The sequence below is a fragment of the Mesorhizobium sp. M0904 genome (assembly GCF_040319475.1).
In the GTDB taxonomy this organism is placed as follows: domain Bacteria; phylum Pseudomonadota; class Alphaproteobacteria; order Rhizobiales; family Rhizobiaceae; genus Mesorhizobium.
On sequence record NZ_JAMYOC010000018.1, the window covers coordinates 39,416 to 51,396 of the forward strand.

Here is an 11,981-nt window from a genome sequence, read left to right on the forward strand (position 1 = left end):
CGCAGGGCCGAATCAATCAGGATCGCGCGCTTCATTGGCGCTCTTCACCATGGTTTCATGACGGGCGAATGAAGGCCGGGTCTCGCTGCCGTCAAGCCGGAACCTTGATCACCGCCCGCAAGCCGCCGAGCGGGCTGCGTTCGAGGACGATGTCGCCGCCATGGCTGCGGGCAATGTCGCGTGCGATGGAGAGGCCAAGGCCGGTGCCGCTGGCGTCGAGGTTGCGGGCCTCGTCGAGCCGCACGAACGGCTTGAATACATCCTCCCGCTTTTCGGGCGGAATGCCCGGACCGTCGTCGTCGATGGTGACGAGCAGCGAACCGCGTCCATGATTGGCGTTGATCTCCACCGTCTTGGCATAGCGGAATGCATTGCCGACGACATTGGAGAGCAGCCGGGCAAAGGCATTGGGGCGCACGTGGACGTGCGGATCGCCGGTAAGTACGGTCGACAGCTTGCGCTTGCGGAGCGCGGCTTCCTCGCGAAGCTTGTCGAAGAAGGCTTCGAGGTCGAACCGGCCGGCATCTTCCGATGCTTCGCCGCGTGCAAAGGCAAGGTAACCTTCCAGCATCGACTGCATGTCGTCGATGTCCTGGTCGAGTGCCTGGGTGTCGGCCGCCTTGGTCCCGGCCAGTGCCAATTGCAGCTTGAAGCGGGTGAGGATGGTCCTCAGATCGTGGCTGACGCCGCTCAGCATGGCGGTGCGCTGCTCGAGCTGGCGTTCGATGCGTTCGCGCATCTGGATGAAGGCAAAGCCGGCGCGGCGGACTTCCTCGGCGCCGCGCGGGCGAAAATCGCGCGGCATCGGCCGGCCTTTGCCAAAGCTCTCGGCCGCCTCGGCCAGCGTCAGAATCGGCCGGATCTGGTTGCGCAGGAAGGGAATGGCGATCATCAGCAGCACCAGCGAGGTGCCGACCATCCAGATCAGGAAAATATGGGTGTTCGACGCATAGGCCTGGCTGCGGCGCACGAAGACCCGCAGCACCTTGTTCTCAAGCTGGACGCGGACCTCGACGATATTGGAATTGCCGACCGTATCGATCCAGAACGGACGGTTGATCTGGCGGGTGATCTCGGACGAAAGGATCTCGTCGAGGATCGAGAAGAACGGCTTTGGCCCGGGTGGCGGCAGCGGGTCGGGGGGGAGGAGGTCGACCTTCAGCTGCATGCGATCCTGGGCGATGCGGATGATGTTCGCGTAGTCGGCGTCATGCGGATAGGTCTCTATCAGGTCGATGATGGCGGCGATGTCGCGCACCGTGGCCTGTGACAGGCGTTGCGTCACGGTCTGCCAATGGCGCTCCATGAAGACAAAGGCGACGACCGACTGCAGCATGATCATTGGCGCTATGACGATGATCAGCGAGCGGGCATAGAGCCGCTTCGGCATGTAAAGCGACACCAGGCGCCAGAAACGGTTCCAGGCGCGCGGCACGGCCTTCAGCGCCCGCGTCGCGCGGGCGCTGAAGCCGCCATCTCCCGGCCGTTCGAGGTGCGTGGTCGCCATTCGTCTTTTCGCTCACCGGGACACGGCAAGGTCCGCTGTCGGCGGCATTCTATTCCACGCTGAGCCGATACCCAATACCGCGCACGGTCTGCAGCCAGACCGGATTGGACGGATCGCGTTCGATCTTGCGGCGCAGCCGGTTGATCTGGACGTCGATCGTGCGCTCGCCGACCTCGGATTCGTCGCCGACAAGCTCATGCCGCGGTATCGTCTCGCCGGCACGGGCAGCGAAGATCGCCAGGATTTCCTGCTCGCGGTCGGTCAGCTTGAGCGCCTCTCCGCCGCGCTTCAGCTCACGCCTGGCGATCTGGAACGTATAGGGACCGAAGACCAGCTGTTCGACCTTGGGCGTCGTCGCGGGGCCGCCGCGGCGCAGGATATTGTTGATACGCAGGATCAGCTCACGCGGGTCGAACGGTTTAGGCAGATAGTCGTCGGCGCCGGCCTCGAGCCCGGTGATCCGGCTGTCGGTTTCGGACAGTGCGGTGAGCATCAGGATCGGTACGTTTTTCTCCGCCCGCAGCGCCTTGGTGAGATCGACGCCGCTTTCACCCGGCATCATGACGTCGAGCACGATCAGATCGAAGTCGAGGCCGGCGAGCTTGCGCCGCGCCTCGCCGGAATTTCCGGCGACGGTGACGCGAAAACCGTTTTCGGTCAGATACTGTTTCAGAAGATTGCGGATTCGGGTGTCGTCGTCGACCACCAGCAGATGCGGCGCGTCGTCTTCCGGTGCTGTCGGATGATCAACCCTCTCAATGGTCTCCATGGCTTTTCCCTGACATCTTTGCGGGCACAATGTCGATCTGCGCCCTTAGTTCCGGATTGACCATCGCTTCAAGGAACCGTTCGATAACGGCGCGTTCGGTGGCTCCGGAATCTTCCAATGCAGCATGGATGCGGCGCGACTGTGGCCGCGCCAGCGCCAGCGCCAGCGCACGGCCCTTGGCCGTCGGATAAAGCTCGCGCTGGCGGCGGTCGCGGGGGCCCTGCAATTGCACGATATGGTCGGTGTCAATCAGTTGCTTGAGCACGCGCGCCAGGCTCTGCTTGGTGATCTTGAGCACGTCGAGGAGCTCGGCGACCGTCAGGCCGGGCCGGCGATTGACGAAATGCAACACCCGATGATGGGCGCGGCCAAAACCGTAATCGGCCAGGATCTGGTCCGGATCGGAGGTAAAGTCGCGATAGGCGAAGAAGAACAACTCGATGATGGCGAAATCGATGCCGTCCTCGTCGGTGATCGCCGTCCTGATCGGCTCCGCGGCTGCGTGGCTCGTCATCTTTTCTCCGTGTGAAGCAGGAAATTATGTCAGCACTATTGACGTATTTTCCGCGCGATGGTAATTTTTGGCAAGCTTTTCGGCGGATTGCGAACGAAAAGGCAAGCGAAGCCGTTTTTTCCGGAACTTCCTGAGTTTGCCAGACCTTAAATATCCGCCTACGCTTTGAGACAATGGCCGTCCGCAGCGGCCGAGGCGAAACACGCAACGACACTGTGCGGGCTGCCGCCCGCGGGAGGTTACCATGGCATCCGTTCCCTTCGACCAACTGGACGGCTTTATCTGGATGAACGGCGAATTCGTCAAATGGGCCGACGCCAAGATCCACGTCTTGACCCACGGGCTGCACTACGCCAGCGCGGTATTCGAGGGCGAGCGCGCTTATGGGGGCGAAATTTTCAAGCTGACCGACCACACCGAACGCCTGCATGAATCGGCGCGCCTGCTTGGCTTCAAGATACCCTACTCGGTCGCCGAGATCGACGACGCCTGCCGTACGCTGTTGAAGAAGCAAGGTTTCCAGGACGCCTATGTCCGGCCGATCGCGTGGCGCGGCAGCGAACAGATGGGCGTTTCCGCACAGAACAGTCGGATCAACTGCGCCATCGCCATCTGGCAGTGGCCGAGCTATTTCGACCCGGCGCAGAAGCTCAAGGGCATCCGCCTCGACATGGCCGAATGGCGCCGCCCCGACCCGCGCACCGCACCGTCGAAATCGAAGGCGGCCGGCCTCTATATGATCTGCACCATGTCCAAGCATGCCGCCGAGGCCAAGGGCTATGCCGACGCTATGATGCTCGACTGGCGGGGCCAGGTGGCGGAAGCGACAGGCGCCAACATCTTCTTCGTCAAGGACGGCAAGATCTATACGCCCAAGCCCGATTGCTTCCTCGACGGCATCACCCGCCGCACGGTCATCGGCCTTGCCAAGGACCGCGGTTTGGAGGTGATCGAGCGCGCCATCATGCCGGAAGAGCTTGAAGGCTTCCAGCAGTGCTTCCTCACCGGGACGGCAGCCGAGGTGACGCCGGTTTCGGAGATCGGTCCATACCGATTCGAGGTCGGCGAAATCGCCAAGACGCTGATGAATGACTATTCTGCGGCCGTTCAGCCGAAGCACGCAATCGCAGCAGAATAACGAAAGTCACAGCTTTTTTAACTAGTAAGGGCGGTTTTCGGGCCGCCCTTTTTATTTAAGCGCTTCTGCATTTGACTTTCACACAATTCGGCGTCTCATGATGGGGTCGGCCCGGGAGGCTGGCAGCTATGGAGGGACTGGAAATATGGATATGAACACGCTTCTTCCGATCATTATTCAGGTGATTACGGGTATCATCGGTGGTCAGGCGGTTGGCGCGGCTATCAAGACGGCGGCGATGGGGCAGCTTACCAAAATCCTTGGCGGCGCTGTTGGCGGCGTCGGCGGTGCGGCCATCCTCAACAGTCTGCTGGGTGGTGCGGTCGATCCGACAGCCGCGGCCACGGCGGCAGGGGCAGGCAGCGCGTTGAACATTTCAAATATCGTTGGCGGTGCCGGCGGCGGCGCCATCCTGACCGGCATCATCGGTGCGGTCATGAACGCGATGAAGAAATAAGCTTTGACGTTTCAGGGTTTAAATGGGCGGCTTCGGCCGCCCATTTCGTTTTCCGTTTTCCGTTTTCCGTTTTCCGTTTTGCGTTTTTCCGTTTGCCGTTTGCCGTTTGCCGTTTGTGGAGCGGTGGACGCCGTTCGCGTGTGTCTCTACATCAGGGTAAGGTTAGGGCTTTCCTGACGCGTTCGAGGGGGCGCGCAGCGCTCCGACCGCGTGAAAGGACGAATATGGGTCAGCTCAACGCCGGCATCGTGCCGGTCACGCCGTTCCAGCAGAACTGCACCATTCTCTTCGACATGGACGACAGGCAAGGCGTTGTCGTCGATCCGGGCGGCGACATCGACAAGGTGCTGGCGGCGCTCGAGGACAATGCAATCACTGCCGGCGCGATCTGGATCACGCATGGCCATATCGACCATGCCGGCGGGGCCATGGAGCTGAAGGAGGCGCTCGGTATCGAGATCATCGGCCCGCATGCCGCCGACCGGCCGCTGCTCGCCAATCTCGAGAACCAGGCGAAGCGCTACGGCATCACCGATCCCGTGCGCAACTGTGTCCCCGACCGGTTCCTTGCCGAAGGCGAGACCGTTTCGTTCGGCTCACACGTGTTCGAGGTGCTCCATTGTCCGGGCCACGCACCGGGCCACGTCGTCTACTATGACCGGGCGGCGAAGTTCGCGCATGTCGGCGACGTGCTGTTCCGCGGTTCGGTCGGCCGCACCGACCTGCCGGGCGGCGACCACGCCGCGCTGATCGCCTCGATCAAGGAGAAGCTTTTGCCGTTGGGCGACGACATCGGCTTCATCTGCGGCCACGGTCCCGGCGGCCGTTTTGGGGAGGAGCGGCGGAGCAATCCGTTCCTGATCTGAAGCCGCTTGCCGGAAACAAAAAAGCGCGGCCTGTGCGACCGCGCTTTTTTCCGGCAGGAAACTGCCTCCGTTAATTGGCGGTGCAGAAATGCTGTTCGCCGTCATAGCCTGTGAACGTGCCGGTACGCGCGTTGAAGCTCCGGTAGCGGTCCGAGCAGTATTCGTACCAGCCGCGGGTCCAGGGCTCCGCATAGCTTTCGGCATAGGCCACTCGCGGCTGCACGTAATAACGGCGCACCGGGGCAGGCCGGTAGTATTCATCATCATAGGCCGGGTCGTAATAGCGGGGCTGCGGGCTGGCGAGCGCACCGCCGATCAGGGCACCGGCCGCAAGGCCGAGCACGCCTGCCGCAACGGCGTCGCCGTTGCCGTGGTGCCGGCGGTGATGGTGCCATTCATCGGCACTGGCCGCGGGCAAGGTCGCAAGCGTGGTCGCAACGACCGCGGCGGACAGGATGGCAGTCTTGAAAATTCGGTTCATGTCGGTCTCCTTCGTGCCGGCCCGGGTCGTTTTCGGGGGATGCGGTCCGGCTTTAACGAAGATTAATATGGGACCGTGGCTGAACGGGGGCTGAACGAAATTTGGCCAGGCGGGTTCATCCAACCGGGCGATTCAAGCGTGCGGCAAACACCGCAGGCCAGACCGGCCCACGTCCATTCTGTTCAGGGCCGGTTCAGCCGATCGACAGGTTGACGGCTTTCGGACCCTTGCCGCGCTTGTCCGGCTCGGTGTCGAATGTCACTTTCTGCCCATCCTCAAGACCGGGAAGACCCGACGCCTGCACGGCCGAAATATGGACGAAGACATCCTTTGCCCCGTCGTCCGGCGTGATGAAGCCGAAGCCCTTGGCGTGATTGAAGAATTTGACGGTGCCGGTCTGCGGCATGGGAAGCTCCTTTGATCCCACAAGTCCAGTCTCGGGCCGGCAAATGCCCGGACGGAAATTTGTCCTTTATTTTAGTGCCATCGGCAAGAGAAAGTTTTGCGGTGCCGGCAAGCATCCCAGAACACAAAAGGCGCGACGAAAACCGCCGCGCCTTTATAAAATTCACGTCACACCAAAGCCTTGCAGCATCCTCACACCCGAAAGGACGCGCGGCACGCCGCCGTTCAGGCGGCGCGGAGATTGACCGCTTTCGGACCCTTGCCCATACGGTCGGGCTCGACATCGAAGGTGACCTTCTGACCGTCGACGAGCGTGCGCAGCCCGGAAGCCTCGATCGCCGAGATGTGGACGAACACATCCTTGGCGCCGCCATCGGGCGTGATAAAGCCGAAGCCTTTGGTAGCGTTGAAGAATTTAACGGTGCCGGTCTGGGCCATTGGGGAAACTCCTTCACCCGTGTCAGTCTTGGTGGTTCCGCCCGCCGCCTGGCGCCGTGGGCAAGTCCCGGTGGTTGCTTCGGCAGTCATGCATTGGCGCATGGTAAAACCCCCCGCCGAAAACGGGGCTGTCAGAGATTCACAGTATCGGGGAAAGGTCGTCCAAAACGTTCCGCTCTCCGGGTCGCAAATGCCCGAACACAAAATTTATCGCACGGAAACGTGATGCTTGCAAGATAGAGCCGCGGGCGGCCCAACAGGCGCATCCCGACGCATCGCACCGATAGTCCCGGTTCTCCGCGCGGTCATCGGCCAGACGCAGCCCAGGCATGGTCCAGCAAGCAGGGCCGGTGCTGTTTTGCCTTTGCGCCGGCATACCGCCTTGGTTGGCCATGCCGCCCGTTGCAAACAGGGGTTGCATTTGGCGGCGGAATGACGAGGATCGGCCGGACGCAGGCACCATTTGTGCAGGCACGAGCTTCGAGGGAGGGAACATTCATGCGGTTTCTTGCGGCAATCTTCTCGCGGCAGGGTTTTTCCATCCTGTTCCTGTCGGCAATTCTCGCGGCCTGCACCGTCGTGGTCGATGAGGGGCCGGGGCCGCGCCCGCCACGGCCGGGACCGCAATTCTGCACCAGGCAATATGACCCGGTCTGCGCCAGGCGCGGCGGCGACCGCCAGACCTTCGCCAACGCCTGCCTTGCCGAACGCGCCGGATACCGCATCATCCGTGAAGGCGAGTGCCGTCGCGGTGGTGGCGGCGGGGGGCAGACATTCTGTACCCGCGAATACCGCCCGGTCTGTGCCCGTCGCCATGGCGAACTGCGCACGTTCCCCAATGAATGCGAGGCCCGCGCGGCTGATTATAGGGTCGTCGATGATGGGCCGTGCTAGCGCACCGGCCTCACTGTTCGTCCGGATAGGCACCATCGGCGGGGCCGACGTAGAGCTCGGCGCCGTCCTCGTTGGAGATGCGCAGGCGATCGGGGATCTGCGGCATCATCAACGTGTGAAGCAGCGTGGCGGCGCCTTGCAGGGCGGCGCGCAGGTTCGGCGCCTCCAACGACACCCGGTCGAGTGTCGCTTCGTCGGCATCGCGCGAGCGGTAGAACTCGATGACGAAATTCAAGCACGCCTCCAGCAGATTGTCTGTGATCGACCCTAGCCTTTGGACTTGGGTTTCGTACCGGTCTCCGCCTGCTTGACCGCCGAGCCGAATGGCGAGGCCGGCTTTGCAGCCACCTTGTCCTTCTTGGGCTTGCGTGTCTCGCGGTTGCTTCGCTGTTGACCCTTGGCCATTTCTGATCCCTCGTGCGTGGTGGTAAGAGTGCTATCGCTCAGCCGGCCGGGTTGTCGACCGGTTCGAGATTGTCTTCCGTGGTGACCCGCTCGTAGGTCTCCTGCTCGCTGCGGATGCGGTATTGCGGCGAGCCGTCCTTGACCGGCAGCCGGCTCTTGATCTGGAACAGCTCCGCGGTCTTTTGGACAAGGCCGATGCGGCTCTTCATGCGGACGGTCTGGCCGACGGTGAAGATATGCGACGGCGTATCCGTGCGCCGCGCACTCTGCTGGAAGCGGATCATGTAGCATTCTCCTGATCGTGCTGAAGCGCTGCTTCGAGTTCGGCGTGGTCGACGGCGACAAGCTGGCTGGTCGGGCTTTTCACCGTCCTTGACGGCAGATGGATGAAAGTGGCGACGCGCCGCCAGGCAAGCCACGACATGCCGTCGATCAGTTCCTCGTCGTGGTCGATGTCATAGTCGCCGGCCGGCTGCACGCCATCTAGCCCGCCAAGCACGAAAGGTGCCGCGAAATGCGCGATGGAATGAGTGGTGCGGGCAGACATTCTTGTGCCTTGAAGTTTCTTTCCGGCCTGGCCCTGAAAACGGGGCCCGCATTGCGGTATCGGGTATCGGCGATTTGAATGAGTTTTGGCGGGCCGAGAACCCCTGACGCCGCGAGGGGACCAAGCACGGCCCAAAAACGGTTCCATACCAATATTCTGAAAATGCGGCTTATTCAAGAAGATTCCGGCTTTTTGCCGCTACCAACGTAAAATTACTTTTCTATGGTTATTTGCGAAACGATGATACTGTGCCGGGCATCTCAAAAATTGTTTGGAGAAGTTCCGGAAGAGTTCCTCCGGCATTTGTGTTTATTTAGGTATGAAGGGAATAGAGTCATGAGTTCCGTAAGAACAGCGAATGTCCCGACAGTTGCAGTCGATCCTGTCGTCAAGCCGACAAAGGTCATATCGCCGCGCCTCACGATAAGAAGCGACGAGGCGGCAAGGCGAAGGATTGCCGACACCGACGGCACGGTGCGGCGGGCGCGCCAGCTTGCCGAAAGCAACCGCCTGATTTGACGCGCAAGCCATGACACTCAATTTTCCCAATCCCAGCCGGTCCTACGACGCTGCAGCCAAGCGCGTTCGTTTCGTCGGGCATGATGGCATGTTCGAAGTCCCGTTCTTTATCGAGGTTACGGCACTTTCGACGGTAAACCCGGCTGCAAGCGGAGCCGAAGCCGAATTCCTCAGTGCTTTCGACGCCAAGCGTTCGTCGATCCACGATATTGCGCGCGAAGCCTACTCGCACGGCCGCAAGAACATGTATGTGCTGACGCCGGCCGACTTTCGGTAAGTTCCCCGGGTTCGGAGGTTTGCTTCGTAGCGACCGCCGTCTGCTCTTGCACGTGCCGCAGCGATGGCCTAGATCGCGGCAGGCGGACAACACGGCAGGTTTCCCATCAACAGAGATCCGAGACAACCGGCAGGCACACGTTACGGCTCAGGCGGACAGCCGCCGCTGGGGCTCGACCAGCACGTGCAGCGGGCGCTGCAGCTGCACCAGGCGGGGCGCCGGCAGGAAGCCGAGGCGCTTTACCGTCAGGTGCTGGCGCAAAAGGCCAACCACCCCGCTGCTGCGCATTTCCTCGGGCTTCTGCTGCACCAGACCGGGCGCAGCGCCGAGGGGCTGGCGCTGATCGAACAATCGGTGCGTCTGCAGCCGAACAATCCGGATTTCCTCAACAATCTCGGCACCGTGCTGCGCGACCTCGGCCGGGTAGCGGCCGCCGCCGATCTCTTCCGCAAGGTGGTGGCGATTCGGCCGGACCAGTTGGCGGCGCGCGACAATCTCGGCTCGTCGCTGAAGCAGCTCGGCCAATTCGAAGGCGCCGAAGATATTTATCGCGGCACGATCGGCCGCAACCCGTTCCATGTCCGCGCCCGCGTCGGGCTTGCCGAAACGCTGCAGGAAGCGGGCCGGCTGGATGAAGCACTGGCTGTTTTTCGCGAGGCGCTGACGATCCGGCCGAAGGATGCCGATCTTTTGCACGGCCTGGGCGTCGGGCTGATGGAAAAGGGCAATCTCGACGAGGCTGCGGATCTTTTCAGGCAGGCGCTGGCCGTGGACCCCGGCATGGCCAGGGCCTGGCTGATGCTCACCCAGGTCAAGCGCCAGAAGGAGCGCGACGCCGAGCTTGCCCGTATGGAGGCGGAGCACGCCAAGGCGCCGCAAGGCAGCCTGGCGCGCATGCAGCTTTCCTTCGGCCTCGGCAAGGCCAACGACGACCTCAGGGATTATGGCCGCGCTTTCGACTATTTCGCCGAAGGCAACGCGATCCGCCGCCAGGGCATCGACTACGACGCCGGCAAGACGCGCGGCGAGTTCGAGGCGATGAAGGCCGTATTCGACAAGACCTTTTTTGAAAAACACAGGCCGGGCGGGATCGCCGACGACACGCCGATCTTCGTTGTCGGCATGCCGCGATCCGGCACCACGCTGGTCGAGCAGATCATCGCCAGCCATCCGCAGGTCTTTGGCGCCGGCGAGCTCAGCATATTGAAGACGGCGGTCGGTAAGCAGTTTCCGCTCAGCATGAAGGGCGGCTTTCCCTGGGGCATCGCCGACATGCCCGACAAGGCCTATGCTGAGGCCGGCCAGGCGTATCTCGACATGCTGCGCGCCCGCTATCCAGGTTTTCGGCACGTCACAGACAAGATGCCCGGCAACTTCCTCTTGGTCGGCTTCATCCATATGATGCTGCCGAAGGCCAAGATCATCCATTGCGCGCGCGATGCGGCGGCGACCTGCCTGTCGATCTACAAGGTGCACTTTCGCGGCGACAGCCATCGCTACGGCTACGATCTCGACGAGCTCGCCGATTTCCACAACCTCTACACCGATATCATGGCGCACTGGCACGCCGTGCTGCCTGATGTCGTGCACGACGTTCGCTACGAGGATTTCGTCGCCGACCAGGAAGGCCAGTCGCGGGCGCTGATCGCCCATCTCGGCCTCCCATGGGACGACGCCGTGCTGTCGTTTCACCAGACCGACCGGCCGGTGCGCACCGCGTCGGCCGCGCAAGTGCGCCAGCCGATGTATCAGGGCTCGGTCGATCTGTGGAAGCGCTATGGCGACCGGCTGAAGCCGCTGCTCAATAAACTTGATCGAGGGGCGCCTACAGCTCGATGAAGGGCTGAAAACCGCCAAAGATCATGCGCTTGCCGTCGAACGGCATGGTCTCCCAGTCCGGCTTGAGGCGCGGATCGGCCATCACCTTGGCCATCACCGCATCACGATGCTGCCTGGATTCATAGACGACCCAGGAGAAGACGACGACCTCGTCTTCCTTGGCCTGCACGGCGCGCGGGAACGAGGTGAGCTCGCCATAGGGTACGTCGTCGCCAATGCATTCGACATAGGCCAACGCGCCATGCTCCTTCCAGACGGCGCCGGCCGTCTGCGCCATTTTCTTGTAGGCATCGAGATTTGCCTTGGGCACGGCCAGTACGAAACCGTCGACATAGGACATCTGACTTCCTCCATGTGATCGTTTTCCTCTCCCTTTAGAGCGGGGAGAGGTGATTTCAGACACAGCCTGTGTTGGATGTTAAGCTGCTTTCACCGCTGCGTTCATTGCCCATTCGACGCCGAACGGATCACGCATATTGCCCCAGCGGTCGCCCCAGAACATCACCTGCAATGGCATGACTTCCTTGCAGCCCGCCTCGATGGCCCGCTTCCACCAGGCGTCGATGTCATCGCTGCCGAGATGGAGCTGCATGGTGTAGCCCTGCGGCTTCACAGCGGCCATTCCATGCTCGGGATAGAAGTCGGAAAGCATCAGGGTCGAACCGTTGATGTGGAGATGGATATGCATGGTGCGGCCCTGCTCATCCGGCGGATAGGCAAAAACCTGCTCGGCACCGAAGGCCTTTTGGTAAAATTCTGCGGCTTTGAAAGCGCCGTCCAGCTGAAGGTAGGGCGTCAATCCACCAAGCACTTTGGCGGCGGGCTGGGTCTGCGGCTGGTCATTCATGTCATGCTCCTCTTTGCGTCTGGTTTGCCTTTGCGAACCACAGGACGAACGGAACGGCGACGATCCTACACGGCCGAT

Annotated in this window: 19 protein-coding genes; 7 read left to right on the forward strand and 12 right to left on the reverse strand. The window is 61.9% G+C overall.

All coding sequences use genetic code 11. The features are described from left to right. Window positions 1-91: 91 nt before the first annotated feature. The 3 genes from NKH80_RS19525 to NKH80_RS19535 are packed head-to-tail and all read right to left on the reverse strand — an operon-like array spanning window position 92 to window position 2,790. Complete coding sequence (locus tag NKH80_RS19525; RefSeq protein ID WP_352993011.1) at window positions 92-1,507, reverse strand: ATP-binding protein; 1,416 nt, start codon at window positions 1,505-1,507, stop codon at window positions 92-94. Between the two features lie 49 nt (window positions 1,508-1,556). Continuing rightward, window positions 1,557-2,276 (reverse strand): response regulator, encoded by a 720-nt coding sequence (locus NKH80_RS19530; RefSeq protein WP_023678415.1) that lies wholly within the window; start codon window positions 2,274-2,276, stop codon window positions 1,557-1,559. Beyond that, the gene (locus NKH80_RS19535; protein ID WP_023719182.1) at window positions 2,263-2,790 is read right to left on the reverse strand and encodes a MarR family winged helix-turn-helix transcriptional regulator; all 528 of its coding nucleotides are present in this window, start codon (window positions 2,788-2,790) and stop codon (window positions 2,263-2,265) included. Before NKH80_RS19535 ends, NKH80_RS19530 begins: the two co-directional genes overlap by 14 nt. Before the next feature lie 244 nt (window positions 2,791-3,034). On the opposite strand from NKH80_RS19535, the gene NKH80_RS19540 reads away from it, so the two are divergent. The 3 genes from NKH80_RS19540 to NKH80_RS19550 all read left to right on the forward strand — a co-directional run bounded on the left by NKH80_RS19540 (window position 3,035) and on the right by NKH80_RS19550 (window position 5,251). Then, on the forward strand, window positions 3,035-3,928 hold the full coding sequence (locus NKH80_RS19540) for a branched-chain amino acid aminotransferase (protein WP_352879037.1): 894 nt from the start codon (window positions 3,035-3,037) through the stop codon (window positions 3,926-3,928). Between the two features lie 145 nt (window positions 3,929-4,073). After that, entirely contained in the window at window positions 4,074-4,385 is a 312-nt protein-coding gene (locus NKH80_RS19545) for a hypothetical protein (protein WP_254819202.1), read from the forward strand. 224 nt (window positions 4,386-4,609) lie between these two features. Next, a complete protein-coding gene (locus tag NKH80_RS19550; protein ID WP_352687869.1) occupies window positions 4,610-5,251 on the forward strand; it encodes an MBL fold metallo-hydrolase in 642 nt (213 codons plus the stop codon). 70 nt (window positions 5,252-5,321) lie between these two features. On the opposite strand, the gene NKH80_RS19555 is transcribed toward NKH80_RS19550, so the two are convergent. From NKH80_RS19555 to NKH80_RS19565, 3 genes are all read right to left on the reverse strand, one after another. Beyond that, window positions 5,322-5,732: a BA14K family protein gene (locus NKH80_RS19555; RefSeq protein ID WP_352879034.1), complete on the reverse strand. Its 411-nt coding sequence runs from the start codon at window positions 5,730-5,732 to the stop codon at window positions 5,322-5,324. 193 nt (window positions 5,733-5,925) lie between these two features. Continuing rightward, a complete protein-coding gene (locus NKH80_RS19560) occupies window positions 5,926-6,138 on the reverse strand; it encodes a cold-shock protein (RefSeq protein WP_006202521.1) in 213 nt (70 codons plus the stop codon). A 224-nt stretch (window positions 6,139-6,362) separates the two neighbouring features. Beyond that, a complete protein-coding gene (locus tag NKH80_RS19565) occupies window positions 6,363-6,575 on the reverse strand; it encodes a cold-shock protein (protein ID WP_006202520.1) in 213 nt (70 codons plus the stop codon). 498 nt (window positions 6,576-7,073) lie between these two features. Between NKH80_RS19565 and NKH80_RS19570 the strand changes: the two genes are divergently transcribed. Then, window positions 7,074-7,469 carry a Kazal-type serine protease inhibitor family protein gene (locus NKH80_RS19570; RefSeq protein ID WP_352687865.1) on the forward strand — a complete coding sequence of 132 codons (396 nt, stop codon included), beginning with the start codon at window positions 7,074-7,076 and terminating at the stop codon, window positions 7,467-7,469. Between the two features lie 10 nt (window positions 7,470-7,479). Here the strand turns inward: NKH80_RS19570 and NKH80_RS19575 are convergent, their stop codons facing one another. Genes NKH80_RS19575 through NKH80_RS19590 form a run of 4 tightly spaced genes read right to left on the reverse strand, consistent with a single transcriptional unit; the run spans window position 7,480 to window position 8,421 of the window. After that, window positions 7,480-7,704, reverse strand: a complete 225-nt coding sequence (locus tag NKH80_RS19575) for a hypothetical protein (protein ID WP_254819206.1) — start codon at window positions 7,702-7,704, stop codon at window positions 7,480-7,482. 32 nt (window positions 7,705-7,736) lie between these two features. After that, a complete protein-coding gene (locus NKH80_RS19580) occupies window positions 7,737-7,874 on the reverse strand; it encodes a hypothetical protein (protein ID WP_254819207.1) in 138 nt (45 codons plus the stop codon). A gap of 38 nt (window positions 7,875-7,912) precedes the next feature. Then, a complete protein-coding gene (locus NKH80_RS19585) occupies window positions 7,913-8,158 on the reverse strand; it encodes a hypothetical protein (RefSeq protein WP_254819208.1) in 246 nt (81 codons plus the stop codon). Further along, window positions 8,155-8,421, reverse strand: a complete 267-nt coding sequence (locus NKH80_RS19590) for a hypothetical protein (RefSeq protein ID WP_352993014.1) — start codon at window positions 8,419-8,421, stop codon at window positions 8,155-8,157. The genes NKH80_RS19585 and NKH80_RS19590 overlap by 4 nt, the downstream gene beginning before the upstream one ends. 336 nt (window positions 8,422-8,757) lie before the next feature. Here NKH80_RS19590 and NKH80_RS19595 point away from each other — a divergent pair, with 336 nt between their 5' ends. From NKH80_RS19595 to NKH80_RS19605, 3 genes are all read left to right on the forward strand, one after another. Continuing rightward, on the forward strand, window positions 8,758-8,940 hold the full coding sequence (locus NKH80_RS19595; protein WP_352477934.1) for a hypothetical protein: 183 nt from the start codon (window positions 8,758-8,760) through the stop codon (window positions 8,938-8,940). Window positions 8,941-8,950: 10 nt separating this feature from the next. Then, window positions 8,951-9,217, forward strand: a complete 267-nt coding sequence (locus NKH80_RS19600; protein ID WP_254819211.1) for a DUF1488 family protein — start codon at window positions 8,951-8,953, stop codon at window positions 9,215-9,217. A 183-nt stretch (window positions 9,218-9,400) separates the two neighbouring features. Next, window positions 9,401-11,056, forward strand: a complete 1,656-nt coding sequence (locus tag NKH80_RS19605; RefSeq protein ID WP_352993016.1) for a tetratricopeptide repeat-containing sulfotransferase family protein — start codon at window positions 9,401-9,403, stop codon at window positions 11,054-11,056. Here NKH80_RS19605 and NKH80_RS19610 read toward each other — a convergent pair. Together NKH80_RS19610 and NKH80_RS19615 are read right to left on the reverse strand one after the other, a co-directional pair. Then, window positions 11,043-11,396: a DUF1428 domain-containing protein gene (locus NKH80_RS19610; protein ID WP_254819213.1), complete on the reverse strand. Its 354-nt coding sequence runs from the start codon at window positions 11,394-11,396 to the stop codon at window positions 11,043-11,045. The two genes, NKH80_RS19605 and NKH80_RS19610, sit on opposite strands and share 14 nt — an antisense overlap. 78 nt (window positions 11,397-11,474) lie before the next feature. Continuing rightward, the gene (locus NKH80_RS19615) at window positions 11,475-11,903 is read right to left on the reverse strand and encodes a VOC family protein (protein ID WP_352993098.1); all 429 of its coding nucleotides are present in this window, start codon (window positions 11,901-11,903) and stop codon (window positions 11,475-11,477) included. Window positions 11,904-11,981 lie beyond the last annotated feature (78 nt).